Source organism: Cryobacterium sp. (genome assembly GCF_025463825.1).
GTDB lineage: Bacteria > Actinomycetota > Actinomycetes > Actinomycetales > Microbacteriaceae > Cryobacterium.
Genome location: NZ_JAODBG010000021.1, coordinates 1 through 17,931, shown reverse-complemented (window position 1 = coordinate 17,931; position 17,931 = coordinate 1). Strand labels below are relative to the sequence as shown.

At 68.7% G+C, this 17,931-nt stretch carries 17 protein-coding genes and 1 pseudogene; 9 read left to right on the top strand and 9 right to left on the bottom strand.

The features are described 5' to 3' along the window. The 3 genes from JWP54_RS02375 to JWP54_RS02365 are packed head-to-tail and all read left to right on the top strand — an operon-like array spanning position 1 to position 2,929. On the top strand, positions 1-1,203 hold the full coding sequence (locus JWP54_RS02375) for an ABC transporter ATP-binding protein (RefSeq protein WP_297366689.1): 1,203 nt from the start codon (positions 1-3) through the stop codon (positions 1,201-1,203). Positions 1,204-1,205: 2 nt separating this feature from the next. Continuing rightward, positions 1,206-2,123 (top strand): ABC transporter permease, encoded by a 918-nt coding sequence (locus JWP54_RS02370; protein ID WP_297366687.1) that lies wholly within the window; start codon positions 1,206-1,208, stop codon positions 2,121-2,123. After that, entirely contained in the window at positions 2,120-2,929 is an 810-nt protein-coding gene (locus tag JWP54_RS02365) for an ABC transporter permease (protein WP_297366684.1), read from the top strand. The genes JWP54_RS02370 and JWP54_RS02365 overlap by 4 nt, the downstream gene beginning before the upstream one ends. Here the strand turns inward: JWP54_RS02365 and JWP54_RS02360 are convergent. After that, the gene (locus tag JWP54_RS02360) at positions 2,926-4,635 is read right to left on the bottom strand and encodes a BCCT family transporter (RefSeq protein ID WP_297366682.1); all 1,710 of its coding nucleotides are present in this window, start codon (positions 4,633-4,635) and stop codon (positions 2,926-2,928) included. The genes JWP54_RS02365 and JWP54_RS02360 overlap by 4 nt on opposite strands. A gap of 131 nt (positions 4,636-4,766) precedes the next feature. On the opposite strand from JWP54_RS02360, the gene JWP54_RS02355 reads away from it, so the two are divergent. Continuing rightward, entirely contained in the window at positions 4,767-5,405 is a 639-nt protein-coding gene (locus JWP54_RS02355; protein ID WP_297366680.1) for a cob(I)yrinic acid a,c-diamide adenosyltransferase, read from the top strand. A gap of 30 nt (positions 5,406-5,435) precedes the next feature. Here the strand turns inward: JWP54_RS02355 and JWP54_RS02350 are convergent, their stop codons facing one another. Further along, a complete protein-coding gene (locus tag JWP54_RS02350) occupies positions 5,436-6,473 on the bottom strand; it encodes an asparaginase (protein ID WP_297366678.1) in 1,038 nt (345 codons plus the stop codon). A 2-nt stretch (positions 6,474-6,475) separates the two neighbouring features. After that, positions 6,476-7,858 carry a 4-aminobutyrate--2-oxoglutarate transaminase gene (gene gabT, locus JWP54_RS02345; RefSeq protein ID WP_297366676.1) on the bottom strand — a complete coding sequence of 461 codons (1,383 nt, stop codon included), beginning with the start codon at positions 7,856-7,858 and terminating at the stop codon, positions 6,476-6,478. An 89-nt stretch (positions 7,859-7,947) separates the two neighbouring features. Between gabT and JWP54_RS02340 the strand changes: the two genes are divergently transcribed. Next, positions 7,948-8,436 carry an OsmC family protein gene (locus JWP54_RS02340; protein ID WP_297366674.1) on the top strand — a complete coding sequence of 163 codons (489 nt, stop codon included), beginning with the start codon at positions 7,948-7,950 and terminating at the stop codon, positions 8,434-8,436. 84 nt (positions 8,437-8,520) lie between these two features. Here JWP54_RS02340 and JWP54_RS02335 read toward each other — a convergent pair whose 3' ends face one another. After that, positions 8,521-9,864, bottom strand: coding sequence for an aminotransferase class III-fold pyridoxal phosphate-dependent enzyme (locus JWP54_RS02335; RefSeq protein WP_297366672.1), 1,344 nt, complete (start codon positions 9,862-9,864; stop codon positions 8,521-8,523). A gap of 70 nt (positions 9,865-9,934) precedes the next feature. Here JWP54_RS02335 and JWP54_RS02330 point away from each other — a divergent pair, with 70 nt between their 5' ends. Beyond that, positions 9,935-10,588, top strand: coding sequence for a YigZ family protein (locus JWP54_RS02330; protein ID WP_297366670.1), 654 nt, complete (start codon positions 9,935-9,937; stop codon positions 10,586-10,588). Here the strand turns inward: JWP54_RS02330 and JWP54_RS02325 are convergent. Together JWP54_RS02325 and JWP54_RS02320 are read right to left on the bottom strand one after the other, a co-directional pair. Further along, a pseudogene (locus JWP54_RS02325) lies at positions 10,585-11,073 on the bottom strand (SRPBCC family protein). The gene JWP54_RS02330 and the pseudogene JWP54_RS02325 overlap by 4 nt on opposite strands. A gap of 194 nt (positions 11,074-11,267) precedes the next feature. Beyond that, entirely contained in the window at positions 11,268-11,951 is a 684-nt protein-coding gene (locus tag JWP54_RS02320) for a 1-acyl-sn-glycerol-3-phosphate acyltransferase (RefSeq protein ID WP_297366760.1), read from the bottom strand. A gap of 214 nt (positions 11,952-12,165) precedes the next feature. Here JWP54_RS02320 and dxr point away from each other — a divergent pair, with 214 nt between their 5' ends. Then, positions 12,166-13,254 carry a 1-deoxy-D-xylulose-5-phosphate reductoisomerase gene (gene dxr / locus JWP54_RS02315; RefSeq protein ID WP_297366668.1) on the top strand — a complete coding sequence of 363 codons (1,089 nt, stop codon included), beginning with the start codon at positions 12,166-12,168 and terminating at the stop codon, positions 13,252-13,254. Positions 13,255-13,273: 19 nt separating this feature from the next. Here the strand turns inward: dxr and JWP54_RS02310 are convergent, their stop codons facing one another. From JWP54_RS02310 to JWP54_RS02300, 3 genes are all read right to left on the bottom strand, one after another. Beyond that, complete coding sequence (locus tag JWP54_RS02310; RefSeq protein ID WP_297366666.1) at positions 13,274-14,188, bottom strand: NAD-dependent epimerase/dehydratase family protein; 915 nt, start codon at positions 14,186-14,188, stop codon at positions 13,274-13,276. Positions 14,189-14,298: 110 nt separating this feature from the next. After that, positions 14,299-14,901: a hypothetical protein gene (locus tag JWP54_RS02305; protein WP_297366664.1), complete on the bottom strand. Its 603-nt coding sequence runs from the start codon at positions 14,899-14,901 to the stop codon at positions 14,299-14,301. Beyond that, positions 14,898-16,220 (bottom strand): serine/threonine-protein kinase, encoded by a 1,323-nt coding sequence (locus JWP54_RS02300; RefSeq protein ID WP_297366662.1) that lies wholly within the window; start codon positions 16,218-16,220, stop codon positions 14,898-14,900. Before JWP54_RS02300 ends, JWP54_RS02305 begins: the two co-directional genes overlap by 4 nt. A gap of 95 nt (positions 16,221-16,315) precedes the next feature. Between JWP54_RS02300 and JWP54_RS02295 the strand changes: the two genes are divergently transcribed. Both JWP54_RS02295 and JWP54_RS02290 read left to right on the top strand, forming a co-directional pair. Then, entirely contained in the window at positions 16,316-17,695 is a 1,380-nt protein-coding gene (locus tag JWP54_RS02295) for a site-2 protease family protein (protein WP_297366660.1), read from the top strand. A 60-nt stretch (positions 17,696-17,755) separates the two neighbouring features. After that, a partial coding sequence (locus tag JWP54_RS02290) for a flavodoxin-dependent (E)-4-hydroxy-3-methylbut-2-enyl-diphosphate synthase (protein WP_297366758.1) occupies positions 17,756-17,931 on the top strand: 176 nt, incomplete at its 3' end.

Genomic DNA, 17,931 nt, shown 5'->3' with positions numbered 1-17,931 from the left:
ATGGTCACGGGTGCGTTCGCCGACCGGGGAGCCGATCTCGAACTCGTCGGCATCCAGAAACGATTCCCCGGTTTCACCGCCATCGAACACCTCGACCTGGTCATCCCCGCCGGGTCGTTCTTCGCCCTGCTCGGCCCGTCGGGGTGCGGCAAGACCACCACCCTCCGCCTGGTCGCCGGGCTGGAGGAACCCACCGACGGGCGCATCCTGATCGGCGGCAAGGACGTCACCACCCAGAAGGCCTACCAACGGCCGGTCAACACGGTCTTCCAGAGCTACGCGCTGTTCCCGCACATGACGGTGCTCGAAAACGTGGCCTTCGGGCTGCGCCGGCGCAAGATCACTGATGCGCGGAGCCTCGCGCACGAAGCGCTCCGGCTGGTCGAACTCGACCATCTGGCCGCCCGCAGACCCGGGCAACTCTCCGGCGGCCAGCAGCAGCGGGTGGCCCTGGCCCGCGCCATCGTCAACCGGCCCGCGCTACTGCTGCTCGACGAGCCGCTCGGCGCGCTCGACCTCAAACTGCGACGCCAGATGCAACTGGAACTCAAGAGCATCCAGGAAGACGTCGGCCTCACCTTCTTGCACGTCACCCACGACCAGGAAGAGGCCATGACCATGGCCGACACCATCGCGGTCATGAACAAGGGGCGCATCGAGCAGCTCGGCGCGCCGGAGCAACTCTACGATCTGCCCAAGACCGCATTCGTGGCGAACTTCCTCGGCCAGTCCAACCTCTTCACCGGCCCGGTGCTGGGGGAGACGAGCACCTCGATCACCGTCGACGTCGCCGGCCGTGGCATCGTGGTGCCCAAGGCGCGCTCACACCGGCACGCCGGCGACGTGACCATCGGGGTTCGGCCGGAGAAACTGACTCTGCACCGGGAAAATCCGGTAGCGGACTCCTCCCACAACGTGATGGGCCCCGGCCGGGTGCGAGATGTCTCGTTCACGGGGGTGAGCACCCAGTACCTCGTCGCGGTTCCCGGCATCGGCACCCTGGTGGTGTTCGAACAGAACCGCTCGTTCGGGCCGGTCGAGGGTGAGGGCGACGAGGTCTGGCTGACCTGGAACGTGGAACACGGCTTCGGTCTCGACGACGACCCGGCCGACTGGGAAACGAAGTTCGTCGCTGACACCAGCACGAAGAGCATCGCGGCCCAGCGTCGGGCCACGCTCGTCACGGAGCTGGAGGAAGCCTAGGCATGGCGTTCGCGGCATTCGCCAGCACGACGGCTCCGACGACCGACGCGCCGGCGCGCCGTCGGAGCAAGGTGGCGCTGCTCCTGTTGCTGCCCGGCATCCTCTACCTGGTGCTGTTCTTCCTCGCCCCGCTGGTGTCGCTCATCCTCACCTCGCTGCAGGCGCCGAGCGAATTCGGGGACATCGGCATGTACAGCTACGCGTTCCGGTGGGAAAACTACGCCGCGGTGATCGAGCAGTACTGGCCGCACATCCTGCGTTCCTTCGGCTACGCGCTCATCGCCACGGTGCTCGCGCTGGCGTTCAGCTATCCGTTGGCGTACTTCATCGGGGTCACCGCCCGGCGCTGGCCGCTGCTGCAGAGCCTGATGCTGGTGCTCGTGATCGCGCCGTTCTTCATCAGCTTCCTGCTGCGCACCCTGGCCTGGAAGCAGATCCTGTCCGACGAGTCGTTCCTGGTGACCTCGCTCAAAGCGGTGTCGCTGCTTGCCCCGGACGCGCACCTGACCGGCACCGCGTTCTCGGTGATTTTCGGCCTCACCTACAACTTCATCCCGTTCATGACCCTGCCCCTGTACACGACCTTGGAGCGGTTGGATTTGCGCTACCTCGAGGCCGGCAACGACCTCTACGCCAGCGGGTTCCATACCTTCCGTACCGTCACCCTCCCGCTGTCGATGCCCGGCATCGTGGCGGGCACCCTGCTCACGTTCATCCCCGCGGCAGGCGACTACATCAACGCCAGCCGGGACTTCCTGGGCGGAGCGGACACCCAGATGATCGGCAACGTGATCGAGGCGAACTTCCTCGTGCTGCTGAACTATCCGGCGGCGGCGGCGCTGTCCCTGATCCTGATGACGGTGATACTCGTGATCGTCGGCGTCTACGTCAAGCGGGCCGGAACGGAGGAACTGCTGTGACCCGGATCTCGTTCGGCAAGTGGCTCCTGCCGCTGTACGCGGCACTCGCGCTGATCTTCCTGATGGTGCCCATCGTGTACACCTTCATCTTCTCATTCAACGATTCGCTGAAGTCGAACATCACCTGGCGCGGCTTCACCCTCGACAAATGGCTCCACGTGTGCGCGGTGCAGAACGGCGCCGTCTGCCAGGCGTTCGGCAACAGCCTCGTGATCGGGCTGGTCGCCACGGTGATCGCCACGACCCTTGGCACCATGATCGCCATCGCCCTGGTGCGCTACCGGTTCAAGTTCCGTTCGGCGACCAGCCTGCTCCTGTTCCTGCCGATGGCCACCCCCGAGGTGGTGCTCGGCGCCGGGCTGGCCGCCCAGTTCCTCTCCCTCGGGGTGCCCAAGGACATGCTGACGATCATCCTGGCGCACACCATGTTCTGCATCAGCTTCGTGGTGGTCACCGTGAAGGCGCGCGTCGCGGGCCTCGATCCGGCGCTCGAGGAGGCCGGCCGGGACCTGTACGGCTCTCCCGGCCAGGTGTTCGCCCGGATCACCTTCCCACTGCTGTTGCCGGGCATCCTCGCCGCAGCGCTGCTGTCGTTCGCATTGAGCTTCGACGATTTCATCATCACCAATTTCAACTCCGGCGCGGTCACCACGTTCCCCAAGTACATCTACATCTCGGCGTCGCGCGGCATCCCGGCTGAAGCGAACGTGATCGCCTCGGCCGTGTTCATCCTTGCCCTGGTGCTCGTCGTGACGGCGCAGGTCTCCAGCGCCGCCCGCGCTAAACGGCAGGCCGGCCTCGGCTAGCGCCGCTTGTCGTCGGCGGATGGGGACGCGGCATCCGCCGGCGCCCCGTCGTCGTCACCGTCGGCGGCCGGCCTGGTGAACGGCACCGTGCCGAGAACCTCGGAGGACGTGCGCACCGGTCCGACCGTGCGCTTTCGCAACGGGTCCCGGCGCAGGTCGACGTACAACGACACGCACAGGCCGATGATGATCAGCACGAACGGGGTCGCCGCCAGGATCGTGAAGGTTTGCAGCGCACCCAGGCCGCCCACGAACAGGAGCACCGCGGCGACGGCGGCGGTGAGCACCGCCCAGAAGATCACCAGCGGTTTCCACGGTTCCTTGCGGCCGCGACTTGAGAGCGTCCCGAGTACGAGAGCGCCGGCATCCGCGCCGCTGACGAAGAACACTGCCGTGAGCACCATCACCACGAGGGCTGATCCGATGAAGAACGGGTACTGCTGCAGGGCGGCGAAGAACCCGGCCGCCTCACTGCCGGTGCCGGCGATGTCTATGCCGCCCAACTGCAGGTGCAGCCCGGCCCCGCCGAAGACGACGAACCAGAGGATGCTGACGGCAGTCGGCACCAGCAGCACACCGAGAACGAATTCGCGGATGGTGCGGCCGCGGGAGATCCGGGCGATGAAGGCGCCGACGAACGGGGTCCAGGAGATCCACCACGCCCAGTAGAAGATCGTCCAGCTGGCCAGCCAGTCACCGCCGCCGAAAACGGCGGAGTGGAAACTCATCGGAACGAGATCGGTCAGGTACGCGCCGACGGCCGACGGCAGCAGGTTCAGGATGAACACCGTCGGGCCGACCACGAAGACGAACACCACGAGCACGGCGGACAGCACCATGTTCGTGTTGCTGAGCCACTTGATCCCCTTCGCGAGTCCGCTCGCGGCGGAGAACACCACGCCGACCGTGAGCACGCAGATGACGCTGATCGGCAGGGCGGTGCCGGGGTCGTCGGCGAACTCGCCGGTGGTGAGCAGCGAGAAACCGGCCGCGATCTGTAGCGCGCCCAGCCCCAGCGACGTCGCCGAGCCGAACTTGGTGCAGATGATCGCCAGGATGTCGATCGGCTTGCCCCAACCCTTCTTGACGATGCGGTCCCCGCCGAAGATGGCCTGGAATGGGGAACTCATCAGGTTGCCGCGCCCCATCCGGTAGGTCGAGTAGGCCAGCGCCAGGCCGACCACGGCGTAGATCGCCCACGGATGCAGGCCCCAGTGGAAGAAGGTGTAGGCCATGGCCGCGTTGGCGGCTTCCGGGCTGTTCGGCTCAGCGTCGACGATCGGCGGCGGCGACGCCAGGTGGGTGACCGGTTCGAAGACACCGTAGAACATCAGCCCGATCCCCATGCCGGCGCTGAACATCATCGACACCCAGGACAGGGTCGAGAATTCGGTCTTCTGCCCTTCGCGGGAGAGGGGGATGCTGCCGTACCGGCCGAATGCCAGCACCAGCGCGAAGATCACGAAGCCGGAGGCCCCCAGGATGAACAGCCAGCCCAGGTTGCCGGTGACCCAGCCCAGGGCGGCGGACGCGCCGGCGCCGACGGCATCGGTGAAAAACACCCCGAGCAGGCAGACCACCAGGATGATACCCGCGGAGACCCCGAAAACTGTCTTGTCCACCGTGGCCCAGCCGGCGCGGGCGGGTTCGTCCACCGCGTCCCCGAGCGCGGACTCGATGCCATCGTCGGACAAGCCTCTGGCCATGGTGCTCCTCGCCGACCGAACCAACTCCGATCAGCTTCGATTGCGTACGATCTGGTCGATGTCGCGGGGGCGGTGCCCGCGACTTGAGTCAACGCTACGCGGATGCAGGTGGCATTACTATAGTTATCGCTATGGCTGATCTCGATGAATCCGGGCTCGCTGGGCCCTCGCTGTATACCGGCAGGGGCGATTCCGGGCGCACCACCTTCGGTCGGCACGGCGACGTGGCCAAGACCGATGTGCGCGTCGTCGCCTATGAGGAATGCGACGAGGCCAACGCGCTGGTCAGCGTGGTGATGGCCGTCGGCAACCTCCCGATCGGGATCACGTCCACCCTGGCGAGCGTGCAGAACGACCTGTTCGACCTGGTCGCCGACCTCGCCGTGCCGCTGGATGCTGCCGGGCCCGCGGCCGCGCGCATCCGCGAATCCCACCTGACCCGCCTTGAACGGGCCGTCGACCACTACGAACCGGATGCCGCCGACCTCAGCGGCCTCGTGCTTCTCGGCGGCACCGTCGCCGCCTCGCTGCTGTACCAGGCGCGGGCCGTGGTGCGGCGCGCCGAACGCGCCGTCTGGCTCGCCGTCGAGACGCACCCGACGACGGTCAGCCCGCTGTGCGCGCGCTACCTGAACCGGTTGTCAACGCTGCTGTTCGTGCTCGCTCGGGGGGCGAACGCCGAGCACGGCGATGTGCAGTGGGCGCCGGAGGCGTCGGCGCTGGCGATGGCGCAGGAGGACGGCGCCACGGACCCCGCCGCCCCGGCCTGATCGGCGCCCACGACCGCTTTCGTGAACGAGTCAGACGTAACTGGCGCGGATCTGGCCGATGGGCTTGCCGCCGCCGGAGACCGTGAGCTTCAGCTCCGGGATGAGAGCGTCGACGTCGGCGCGGGCGACGGCCCCGGCATCCGCGAGCAGGCTCAGCACCACGATCGTGGCGGCCCGGAGGTTGCCGTCGAGGATCTTGAGTGCGACCGTGGTGCCGTTCTCGGCGGAGGCCACCATGATGCCCTCAGCGCCGCCCTTCATGAACAGACCCAGGCGCTCGATCGCGATCGAATCCGGCAGGCCGGGGCCGGCGATGGCCCAGCCGTTCTCGCGAACGGCCTCGGCCAGGAACCCGGCCTCGCGGTAGATCGCGAACGGTGAGCTGGACTTCGAGGTGGCGATGCGGGCGATACCGCGGGCCAGCGCGGTCAGTGACAGCGCGTGCACCGGGGCGCCGCAACCGTCCACGCCGCTGGCGGCGGGCCGTTCGCCGGTGAACCGCTCGACGACGTCGAGGATACGCTTCTGCAGCGGGTGCTCGGGATCGAGGTACCCGTTGGTGATCCAGTGGTTCTGCACGCAGGCCACGAGCATCGCCGCGTGCTTGCCGGAGCAGTCCGAGTAAATCGGGGCGGGTCCGGCGCCCTGCCGCACCAGGTGGTCGCGGGTGGCGGAGTCGCCTGGCCAGGTCGGCGTGCAGCCCAGGTCGGCTTCGGAGAGCCCCGCGCGTGCCAGGAGCCCCCGCACCAGGTCGGTGTGCTTCTGGGTGCCGGAGTGGCTGGAAGTCGCGATCGCGGCGTCCTCTCCGCGCAGCACCACGCCGCTGGCCATCACGGCGATGGCCTGGAACGGCTTCATTGAGGATCGGGGGAACACCGGTGCGGTGACATCGCCGAGGGCCCGGAGCACGGCGCCGTCGCCGCTGAGGACCACGGCCGCTCCGGCGTGGCGGGACTCGATGAAGCCGGAGCGTTCCACGACGGCCAGTTCGACCGAGTCGATCACCTCGATGGTTCCAGCGGTGGAGGGGGCTGCCGCGCCGAACGCGGCCGGAGTCGACGTCGTCACGATTACAGTGCCGCAATCGCGTCGTCGATGACCGACAGGGCGTCGGCCAGCAAGGCATCCGTCACGGCCAGGCTCGGCAGGAACCGCAGCACGTTGCCGTAGGTGCCGGCCGTGAGCAGCAGCACGCCGTGCTGGGCCGCGTAGGCGGCGATCTTGGTGACCGCCGCTGCGTTGGGCACCTTGGCGGTGTCCTTTGTGCCGGATTCGACCAGTTCGATGGCGATCATGGCGCCGCGACCGCGGATGTCGCCGATGATGTCGTACTTGTCAGCCAGGGCGGTGAGGCCGGCCACGAGGGTCTTCTCGATGCGGGCGCCCTCGTCGAGGAGGTTGCTGCGTTCGATGGCGTCGAACACGGCGATCGCGGCGGCGCAGGCCACCGGGTTGCCGCCGAAGGTGCCGCCCAGCCCGCCGGGCTGGGAGGCGTCGAGGATCTCCGCGCGGCCGGTCACGGCGGCCAGCGGCATGCCGCCGGCGATGCCTTTGGCCACGAGCACCAGGTCGGGCTCCCAGCCGAAGTGCTCGCTGGCGAAGTACTTGCCGGTGCGGGCCATGCCGCTCTGGATCTCATCGGCGATCATCACGACCCCGTTGGCGGTGCACCATTCCTGCAGCAGTACCAGGTAGCCCTCGGCGGGCACCATGAAACCGCCCTCGCCCTGGATGGGCTCAACGACGAGGCAGGCCAGGTCGCTGGCGCCGATGACCTTCTCGAGGTAGGCGATGGTGCGGGCCGCGGCCTGCTGGCCGGTGAGGCCGTCGTGATACGGGTACGAGTTCGGGGCGTGGTAGACATCGCCCGCCAGAGGGCCGTAGCCGGTGGCGTACGGGGCAGCCTTGTAGTTCATCGCCATGGTCAGCACCGTGCGGCCGTGGTACGCGTGGTCGAGCACGGCGACGGCGCGCCGACCGGTGAACTTGCGGGCGATCTTCACGCCGTTCTCCACGGCCTCGGCGCCCGAGTTGATCAGCACGGTCTTCTTCGCGAAGCTGCCGGGGGTGTGCGCGGCGAGCAACTCGGCCACCCGCACGTACTCCTCGTACGGGGTGATGGTGAAGAGAGTGTGCACGAAGTCGTTCAGCTGGCCGGTCGCGGCGGCGACGACGCTGGACTCCGAGTGCCCGACGGTGGTGACGCCGATTCCGGCGCCCAGGTCGATGAACTGGTTGTCGTCCAGGTCGACGACGATGGCGCCGCTGGCCTTGCGGATGTACACCGGCAGGGCGGAACTGACACCGGTGGACACCGCGGCCAGGCGTCGCTCATGCATGGCCGTCGACCGCGGGCCCGGAATGGCCGTCACGATGCGGCGCTCCTGGGTCACCGTGTACACCGGGGACGAGGGGGCGGAGGCGGCTGCGGAATCAGTCAACGTGTCAGTCATGATCGGGCCAGTTTACCGCCAGCCCGGGACGGCACCGGGGCTATTCCCTGCGAGAATTGACAGCAAGCGGAAAACCCGGAGGAGACACCATGATCGGTGCACATCACTATGCGGTGCAGATCCAGTGGACCGGCAATCGGGGCACCGGCACCAGCCACTATCGCGCCTACGGCCGGGACCACACCCTGACCTCGCCGGGCAAACACCAGATCCTCGGATCTGCCGACCGTGCGTTCCACGGCGACGTCGAGCGCTGGAACCCCGAGGAATTGCTGTTGGCCGCGCTCAGCCAGTGCCATATGCTGTCCTACCTGCACGTGGCGCTGAAGCACGGGGTGGTCGTCCTCGGCTACACCGACAACGCGATCGGCACCATGGCCCAGAACGCGGATGGCGGCGGTCACTTCACCGCGGCGACCCTGCGGCCCCAGGTCACCATCGCCGACCCCGCCCAGGTGGAGCTGGCCGCGTCGCTGCACGCCGAGGCAGCCAAGGCTTGCTTCATCGCCGCGTCGGTCAATTTCCCGATCGGCCACGAACCGGTCACCCGGGTGGCCGATCCGGCGTCGCTGCTCTGACCGGTCGTTAAGCCGCGAAAGCGGCCCCGTGGTCACGTCCGCCCAGCGGAGATGACCACGAAACCGCTTTCGCGAGGAGCGCGCCTATTCTTGGGCGGCCGCGAACAGGGCGAAGGCCTCTTCGAGCACCGAGGCGGCGTCGTCGATGAGGGCTTCGGAGATGACCACAGACGGCATGATCCGCAGCACGGAGTCCCAGCTGCCGGCATCCAGCGCGATGACGCCGTTGGTGGTGGCGTGCTTGAGCACGAAGGCGAGCGCCTCGGGGAACGGCTTCTTGGTGCCGGGGTGCACGAGCTCCACGCCGAACATGGCGCCCTTGCCGCGCACGTCGCCGACGATGTCGAAGGTGTCGGCCCAGTCGCCGATGCGAGCCCAGAGGGCCTTCTCCACGCGCTGGGCCTCGCCCAGCAGGTTGTCGCGCTCGATGATGTCTAACACCGCAAGGGCCGCCGCAGTCGACACCGGGTTGCCGCCGAAAGTGCCGCCGATGCCGCCGGGCTGCACGGCATCCATGATCTCGGCGCGGCCGGTGACGGCGGCCAGCGGGAAGCCGCCGGCGATGCCCTTGGCCGTGGTGACCAGGTCGGGCACCACGCCGTGGTGCTCGATGCCGTACCAGGCGCCGGTACGGGCGATGCCGGCCTGGATCTCGTCGGAGACGAAGACGATGCCGTTCTCGGTGCAGAATTCGCTCAGGCGTGTGAAGTAGCCGGGGGCGGGGATGACGATGCCGCCGTCGCCCTGGATCGGCTCGACGAAGAACGCCGCGATCTCGGTGGCGCCGATGTGGGTCTGGATGTAGTCGATCGTCTTCTCCGCCGCTTCCTCGCCGGAGAGGCCGTCCTGGTACGGATAGCTGGTGGGGACGCTGTAAATCTCACCGGGGAACGGGCCCATGCCCACGCGCTCCGGCCAGGGGCGGAAGGTCATCGCCATGGTGAGGTTGGTACGGCCGTGGAACGCGTGGTCCAGGCTCACGATGGCGCGGCGGCCGGTGTACTTGCGGGCGATCTTCACCGCGTTCTCCACGGCCTCGGCTCCGGTGTTCACCAGGATCGAGTGCTTCTCGAAGTCGCCGGGGGTGATCTCGGCGAGCTTCTCCGCGACGCGGACGTAGTTCTCGTACGGCGTGACGGTGAAGAGCGTGTGGGTGAGCTTGCCGGCCTGCTCGGCGGCGGCCGCGGCCACCTCCGGGTGGGCGTGCCCGATCGTGGTCACGCCGATGCCGCAACCCAGGTCGATGATCTGGTTGCCGTCGACGTCGACGAGGATCGCTCCCGCGCCGTGGTCCATGTAGATGTTCGCGAGGGTTCCCGCACCACGAGACACGGCGCGAACGCGTCGTTCCTGCAGCGCGATTGACCGTGGGCCCGGGAGGGCGGTGACGAGCTTGCGCTCCTGGCTGACCGAGAAGGAAGAAGACATGCCCCCCAGCTTACGGATGTCGGCCGGGTGGGAGCGGCGCCTCGCCCTCGGCATGCGCGAGACTGGGCCCATGCCGGATCTCACTGTGCTCGGCGGCGTCGGCAGCCTGGTTGCAGCCGAGATCGACGTGAAACGGTCTCGATTCCTCTGCCGCCTGGTCAGGGTCGAGACCGAGGATGCCGCGCGTGCCGCGATCGACGCCGCGCGCGCGGAGCACTGGGGCGCGCGCCATCACTGCTCGGCCTTCGTGATCGGGCCGAGTGGCACGCCCGATCAGGTGCGCCGGTCCAATGACGACGGTGAACCGTCGGGAACCGCGGGTCGCCCCATGCTCGAGGCGCTGTCCGGGCGTGGCCTCGTCGACTGTGTGGCCGTGGTCTCACGCTATTTCGGGGGCACCCTTCTCGGCGCCGGCGGTCTCGTGCGCGCCTACTCGGAGTCCGTTCTCACCACGATCGACCAGGCCCAATCCCGCGGCCTGCTCGTGGCCCGCGAGCGCCGCGAGCTGTTCCGGCTCGCACTGTCCCACGCGGACGCGGGCCGGATCGAGGCCGAATTGCGCCAGCGCGGGGTGCTCATCCTCGGCACGAGGTACGGGCAGGAGGCCCTGCTCGACATCGCTGGCGAGGACGCCGAGAGGCTTGGTGCGATCGTCGCCCAGGTGACCGCCGGTGCTGTCGACATGGAGGCCCTCGGCCACGAATGGGTCGATGTGGAGCGTTAGCGACCGGCCGCTGCGCCGCGCTCGACGAGGGCGGCGAGCTGACGGATGACCGTGCCCCAACCGTCCTGGAAGCCGAGCTCCTCGTGCTGGTCGCGGTCGGCACCGTTGCGGTGCATGGCCGTGGCGGTGTACTCGGTGCCGTCGGGGTGATCCGTCATGGTGATCACGGCCGTGACGAATGAGGACTCGGCGGGGCGCCAACCGGCGAGGAGGGCATCCGTGTAGACGATGCGTTCGAGCTCGTCGACGGCGAGGAAGCAGCCGGTGATGTGCGGCCCGAACGCGAGGCCATCCTCGCTGATCTCGGTGCGGAATCAGCCGCCCGGGCGCAGGTCCATCTCGCGCACCCGGCAGATTGTCGGCGCCGGCACCCACCACTGTTCGAAGCTGGCCGGATCGGCCCAGGCGTTCCACACCGCGGCGCGGGGCGCCCGGATGATGCGGGAGACGGAGAGGTCGAGTTCGGGGTGAGCGGATGCGGTCATGCGGGGGTCTCCTTGTCGTGGCCGGGGGTCGGTGGCGGTGACGAAGCGCGCGAGCCGGTCGCTGAGCCACCGCTCAATCGAGTGTGACCGGGTGGCGGGAAATAAGGAATGCGAAACCCTAAAAGGACGAAATTCCAGATACTGACCTTTTTTGCGGACTATGTCCTGAGTGGCGCGCGCCGAAGGCAAAGCGGCTAGCGCAGCTCGCGCCACCAGATGGCGCGCTTGACTCGCTGCACGACCGTCGTCGGCGGTGATTCGTTGTAGCTGTGCGCCAGTTCCTGCCCGGTCAGCTCGTGGACCGCGGCCATGATCTCGTCGGTGGCCTTGCGCCGGGCGCGACCGGAGTCGGCGGTGCCGTGCACGCTGACGTCGATGGGCTCGCCGAATTTCACGCTGATGCGGCGGATGCGCGGCATCTTCGAGCCCACCGGCATGATCTCCTGGGTGCCGATCAGGCCCACCGGGACCACGACGGCGCCGGTCGTGAGGGCGAGCCAGCCGACCCCGGTGCGGCCGCGGTACAGCCGGCCGTCCAGTGACCGGGTGCCCTCGGGGTAGATCGCGAAGGCGCTATCCGCGTCGAGGATGTTCCGGCCGGCATCGAGGGCGATCTGGGCGGCCTGCCCGGCGCCGCGCTCGACGCCCACGGCCCCGATCGACGTGAAGAACTGGCGGGACACCCAGCCCTTGAAGCCGGTGCCGGTGAAATAGGTGGACTTGGCCAGGAACTGCACCCGGCGCGGTGCGGTGAGCGGAATGACGATGCTGTCGATGAAGGACAGGTGGTTGCTGGCGAGGATCACCCTGCCCTCGCGAGGGATGTTCTCCTTGCCGGTGATCCGCGGCCGGAAGACCAGGCGGGCGATGGGAGCCATGATGCCGTAGCCGAGGAAATAGACGAACCCGGGCCGCTTGGCCTTTCCGGGCTTTTCAACGGTCTCGTCGGGGGCCGGCACCTCTTCGACGGGGACCACCGGCTCGGTTTCGGGCTCGGACGCTGGGTCGTGCTTGGCTCCGGTCACTCAACGACCCTACAGCCGCTGCCAGTCGCGGCCCGGCATACACCCGCCGTGCGCCTACCATAGGCTCGTGCAGCGAATCATCATTCTCGGGTCCACGGGCTCGATCGGAACCCAGGCCCTCGACGTCATCAAGGCCAACCCCACCCGGTTCGAGGTGGTCGGCCTGACCGCCGGCAGCAACCGGGAACTCCTGGCGGAGCAGGCCGCCGCGTTCAACGTCGACGACACCGCGCTCGGCGCCGTCGAAGCCGAGCAGCTGGTGCGGGATGTCGACGCCGACGTCGTGCTCAACGGCATCACCGGCTCTGTGGGCCTCGGGCCGACCCTGGCCGCGCTCACGGCCGGTCGTACCCTGGCCCTGGCAAACAAGGAGTCCCTCATCGTCGGGGGTGACCTGGTCAAGGCCCTCGCAGCGCCCGGCCAGATCGTTCCGGTGGACTCCGAACACTCGGCGATCGCGCAGGCGCTCCGCTCCGGCACCGCCGACGAGGTCCGCCGGCTGGTGCTCACCGCCTCCGGCGGCCCGTTCCGCGGCCGGTCCCGCGCGGACCTGGCGAACGTGACTCCCCGGGAGGCCCTCGCGCATCCCACCTGGGACATGGGACTGGTCATCACCACCAACTCGGCCACCCTGGTGAACAAGGGACTGGAAATCATCGAGGCGCACCTGCTCTTCGACGTGCCATACGAGAGCATCGACGTGGTCGTGCACCCGCAGTCACTCATCCACTCGATGGTCGAGTTCATCGACGGTTCCACCATCGCCCAGGCGTCACCGCCGAATATGCGCCTGCCCATCTCCCTCGGCCTGGACTGGCCGAACCGGGTGGCCGCGGTCGGCGTGCCGATCGACTGGACCACCCCGCACACCTGGACGTTCGAACCCCTCGACGACGAGGCGTTCCCGGCCGTGGAACTGGCCAAGCAGGTCGGGCGCGCCGGGGGCAGCTACCCCGCGGTGTTCAACGCGTCGAACGAACAGGCGGTGCTGGCGTTCCACGCCGGCCGGGTCGGCTATCTCGACATCGTCGACACCGTGCAGCGCGTGGTGGAGGCCCACGAACCACAGGGCCAGCTCACCCTCGAGTCCCTCGCCGAGGCCGAACGCTGGGCCCGGGCGGCGGCCGACACGATCATCGACCGGATCGCCCGGTGATCGCGGCACGCACCCGCCGCTAGCTGCGGTAGCTCTCCGCTACCGCGACCAGCGCCTCGTCCCACGGGGTGGCCGTCACGCCCAGTTCGCGCTCGGTCGCCGCCGAGTCGATCACGTACGGCACCGTGAACTGGTAGCTGGACTTCTGGACCTCCCACATCAGCGGGCTGACCGTGCCCAACGAGCGCAGCAGCCAGGTCGGGTAGCCGGCCACAATACCGTGGCTGCCGAACCGGGTGTTCAGCGATGCGGCGATATCGGTGCGACTGGATGCCGCGCTCGGCACATGCCAGATGCGGCCCCAGCCGCCGGAGTACCCGGCGGCGGCGATCATCGTGGCGGCGATATCGGGCAGGAAACTCCAACTGTGCAGGGCGGCGGGCAGGCCGACGACTCTCGCGGTCCTGGAGGCCAGCACTTGGCGGAAGAAGGTCTCGCCCAGGTGCGCCGTGCCGGTGACGCCCAGCCCGAAGTAGTCGCTCGCGCGCACCTCGACGGCCCGGATCTCGCCACGCTCGTGCGCCTCGCGCACCCGTCGCCAGCCGTTGCGGCGGATCAGGCCCTTCGATTCCGTCGTGGTCTCGGGGGAGTGCTCGGTCATCGGCCCGGCCGGTGACCCGTACGGATAGAGGTTGCCCATCACCACCAGGCCGGCCTGCGAGACGGATGCCGCACTGATCGCCGCAGCGAACACCGGCGGCCAGCGCCGTGACCAGTCGGGATACGGGGGATTGGTGCACAGGAAGATGGTGTCCATCCGCTCGGCCGCCAGGACGAAGGCGACCGGGTCGGACGCGTCCAGCACCTTCGGAGTGGTGCCGGGCAGCGTCGTGCCCGACCGGGTCGCCACGGTGACGTCGTCGTCGCGGGCCACCAGCTGGCGGGCCAGTTCGCTGCCGACCCAGCCGGCTCCGACGATGAGGTGCTTGGGCATGGGTCCTCCGACTGGCTGGCTGGCGTTTCGAACGGCATAGGCGGTCGCCTGAAATCTTCTCGCCGTGCTCTGTCTAGCAGCAGAGTGCTCTGTTTAGCAGGATGCGACGACTATTCGCACTTGTCCTTCTTCGCGCAGGCGCCGGTGTCGGTTTTGTCCTTGCCGGGCTTCTCCGACTTGGGGGCGGGCTCCGTCGGTTCCTCCTCGACATCGTCGGGTTCCTCGGGTTCCTCGGGTTCCTCGGGTTCCTCGGTTTCAACCGGTGTCTCAACCGAACTCTCGACCGGCGTCTCCACGGGGGCTGGGGCTTCCGGCGTCTCGACCGGGGCCTCCTCGACCGGGGCCTCTTCGGCAGGAGCCTCTTCGACAGGCCCCTCCGCAGGTTCGCCGGCCGGCGCGAGGGCCGCCGCGAGGTCGCCCGCGACCAGGTCGATGGCAGCCTGGATCTCGGCGGCCCGTGCCGCCGTGACACCGTCGGCTTCGATCGCAGCGGTCAGGTCGGTTTGCACGACGCCCAGGGCCGCCTGCGCCCCGGCGAAATCGCCGCCAGCGGCTGCTGAGGTCACCGTGAGCACGCCGTCCTGCAAGCCGGCCGCCGTGTCGGCCGTCAGGTCGGGGGTTTCGGTCGCACAGCCGGCGAGCAGGCTGCCGGCCAGGCCGATGCCGGCGACGGCCAGCACGAGACGGCTGCGGAAAGTCTGGCGGGCGCTCATGGGTTCACGCTTTCCTGGAGCTGCTTCAGGTGGGTGCCGAGGTCGCCGTCGACGGTCGGATAGGCGGGAGGCTCGGCACCCGGGTCGGTCGGTTGCAGGAAGAAGACCAGCGCGATCGCGGTGGCCGCGGCGACGAGGAGACCGACGATCAGCGGCAGGCGGCGCGGGCGACGAGCCGGTACGGCGGCCGGCGCCGGTGGCGCCGGCGAGGTCCGCGGGGCGGGCTCCTCCAGCCGCTCCGTCTGCACGGAACGGTCCGGGGCGCCCGACCGCGGGAGCACCATGGTCCGTTCGTCCCCGGTCGTGGTGGGGTAGCGTTCCGTGGCGGCCGTGCCCGTCGGGGCGGTCAGCAGCGCCGTCGGGGCGTCCAGGAGCTGGGCGGGTGCGGCGGCCGTGGTATCCGAGGAACCGGCCGGGACGAGGTCGCGCAGGAGCACCGCGGCATGCGCTGAGGAGAGCCGGTCGGCCGGGTCGCGGGCGGTCATGCCGGCCAGCACGGTGAGCCACTGGGCGCCGAGCTCCGCCGGGATCTCGGGCTGGCGCTGCAATCTGGCCATGGCCGATTCGATCGCCGTGCCGGGAAAGGCGCGGGCAGCCGTCAGGCTCTCCAGAAGCACCAGGCCCAGGGAATACACGTCGCTGGGTGGCCCGATCGGCTCGCCGAGCGCCTGCTCGGGGCTGAGGTAACCGGCGGTGCCGAGCACGGCGCCGGTTCGGGTGAGGTGGGTGGCGTCGAAGAGCCTGGCGATGCCGAAGTCGGCCAGTTTCGCATGCGACACCCGACCGGGGAAGTCCGACGGGGCGAGGAGCACGTTCGCGGGTTTGATGTCCCGGTGGATGATGCCCTTGGCGTGCACGTAGTGCAGGGCCTCGGCCAAATCGGCGCCCATCCGGGCGACCTCCGCGGGGGCCACCGGGCCGTCGCTGATGCGGCTGCGCAGGTCCCGGCCCTCGATGTACTCCATCACGATGAACGAGCGGGTGCTGCCGTCGACGTGCTGCGAGCCGGCGTCGAACAGGGTGACCAGGGCGAAGTGGTTCAGGCTCGCCAGCACCATGACCTCGCCGCTCTGGCGCTGCGGGCCGGCGTCGTCTGTTGTGTCCATCCGGAACAGCTTCAGCGCGACGGTGCGGCCGAGGGCCAGGTCCGCGGCCTCGTAAACCGTGGCCATCCCGCCGGTGCCGATCAGCCGGTCCAGCCGGAAGCGGTCGGCGAGGACCAGTCCGATGAGGCCGTCAGACTGCGACGAGTCGCCGATGGGCTCGGTTGGTGCAGACAGGGAATCCTCCTGGACGGGCGGTGCAACGCGGCGGTGCACAGTGGCGGTGTAAAAGTGAGAACTAAGTCTTGGGCATAGCTCGGTGCCAGTCAACGACCAGCAGCCTTGCAGCATAAGAAGGCTAATCTACGACTGTGGAAACCGTGCTTTTGTATATCCTGGGCGTCGCCGTGGTCGTAGTCGGCCTGGCGCTGTCCATCGGCCTGCACGAAATCGGCCACCTGGTGCCTGCGAAGCTGTTCGGCGTCAAGGTTACCCAGTACATGATCGGCTTCGGGCCGACCCTGTGGTCCCGGCACAAGGGCGAAACCGAGTACGGCGTCAAGGCCATCCCCCTCGGCGGCTACATCTCGATGATCGGGATGTTCCCGCCGGCGAAGCCCGGCGCCAAGGCCCGCCCGAACAGCACCGGGTTCTTCCAGCAGCTGGTGCAGGAGGGCGAACCGGACAAGAAGTCCGGCGCCCTCGGCACCATGGTCGACGACGCCCGCCAGGCCAGCGCCGACACCATCCGCGAGGGCGAGGAACACCGCGCGTTCTACCGGCTGCCGGTTCTCAAACGCGTCGTCATCATGCTCGGCGGCCCGTTCATGAACCTGGTCATCGCCGTGGTGCTTTTCGCCGTGCTGCTGATGGGCTTCGGCACCACCCAGGCCAGCACGACCGTCGGCAGTGTCAGCGCCTGCGTGCTGCCCGCCACGAGCGACCGGCAAACCTGTGCGGCGGACGACGAGGCCGCGCCGGGCGCCGCAGCGGGCCTCGAGCCCGGCGACCGCCTGGTGAGCATCGACGGCACCGCCATCACTAGTTGGGAGCAGTCCACCGCGATCATCCGGCAGTCCTCCGGCACTCCGCTGCAGGTCGTCGTCGACCGGGACGGCGCCGAGCAGACGCTCGTCATCACGCCCAAGCTCACCGAGCGCTACGTCACGGATGACGCGGGCGAGATCGTGACGGACGCCGACGGCACCGAACAGACCACCGAGGTCGGCTTCGTCGGCATCGGCCCGGCCGGCGAACTCGTGCAGCAGCCGGTCACCGCGGTGCTGCCCGCCGTCGGCGAGAACATCTCCGGGGTCTTCCACATGATCCTGAACCTGCCGCAACGCCTGATCGACGTGGCCAACGCCGCGTTCGGACAGGGCGAGCGGGACCCGAACGGCCCGATCAGCGTGGTCGGTGTCGGCCGGGTGGCGGGCGAGATCGCCAGCATCGACACGATCCCGATCGCGAGCAAGACCGCGAGCCTGATCGGCCTGCTGGGCTCGCTGAACATCGCCCTGTTCGTGTTCAATCTGGTGCCGCTGATGCCGCTGGATGGCGGGCACGTAGTGGGGGCGCTCTGGGAGGGCATCCGCCGTTGGATCGCGAAGCTGTTCAGGCGCCCGGACCCGGGGCCCGTCGACTCGGCCCGGCTGATGCCGCTGACCCTGGCGGTGGCCGTGATCCTCGGTGGTATGAGCCTGCTGCTGATCTACGCCGACATCGTCAAGCCGGTCAACCTGTTCGGCTGACAGGCTCCCCGCTGGGGAAGGGCTCAGCTTTGCCAGATCACCGGCGCGTAAGCTACGTTCGTGGCCGCAATCAACCTGGGTACGCCCAAAGTCCCCGTAATCCTCGCTTCCCGACGCAAGTCCCGCCAGATCAAGGTCGGCAAGGTCCTCGTCGGTGGTGACGCGCAGGTCAGCGTGCAATCGATGACGACGACCCCGACGACGAACATCAACGCGACTCTGCAGCAGATCGCCGA

Coding starts and splice junctions, on each gene's coding strand:
- JWP54_RS02370 (WP_297366687.1), top strand. CDS start 1,206: ATGGCGTTCGCGGCATTCGCCAGCACGACGGCTCCGACGACCGACGCG.
- JWP54_RS02310 (WP_297366666.1), bottom strand. CDS start 14,188: ATGCCCAAGCACCTCATCGTCGGAGCCGGCTGGGTCGGCAGCGAACTG.
- JWP54_RS02305 (WP_297366664.1), bottom strand. CDS start 14,901: ATGAGCGCCCGCCAGACTTTCCGCAGCCGTCTCGTGCTGGCCGTCGCC.
- JWP54_RS02360 (WP_297366682.1), bottom strand. CDS start 4,635: ATGGCCAGAGGCTTGTCCGACGATGGCATCGAGTCCGCGCTCGGGGAC.
- gabT (WP_297366676.1), bottom strand. CDS start 7,858: ATGACTGACACGTTGACTGATTCCGCAGCCGCCTCCGCCCCCTCGTCC.
- JWP54_RS02335 (WP_297366672.1), bottom strand. CDS start 9,864: ATGTCTTCTTCCTTCTCGGTCAGCCAGGAGCGCAAGCTCGTCACCGCC.
- JWP54_RS02330 (WP_297366670.1), top strand. CDS start 9,935: ATGCCGGATCTCACTGTGCTCGGCGGCGTCGGCAGCCTGGTTGCAGCC.
- JWP54_RS02375 (WP_297366689.1), top strand. CDS start 1: ATGGTCACGGGTGCGTTCGCCGACCGGGGAGCCGATCTCGAACTCGTC.
- JWP54_RS02340 (WP_297366674.1), top strand. CDS start 7,948: ATGATCGGTGCACATCACTATGCGGTGCAGATCCAGTGGACCGGCAAT.
- JWP54_RS02355 (WP_297366680.1), top strand. CDS start 4,767: ATGGCTGATCTCGATGAATCCGGGCTCGCTGGGCCCTCGCTGTATACC.
- JWP54_RS02320 (WP_297366760.1), bottom strand. CDS start 11,951: ATGGCTCCCATCGCCCGCCTGGTCTTCCGGCCGCGGATCACCGGCAAG.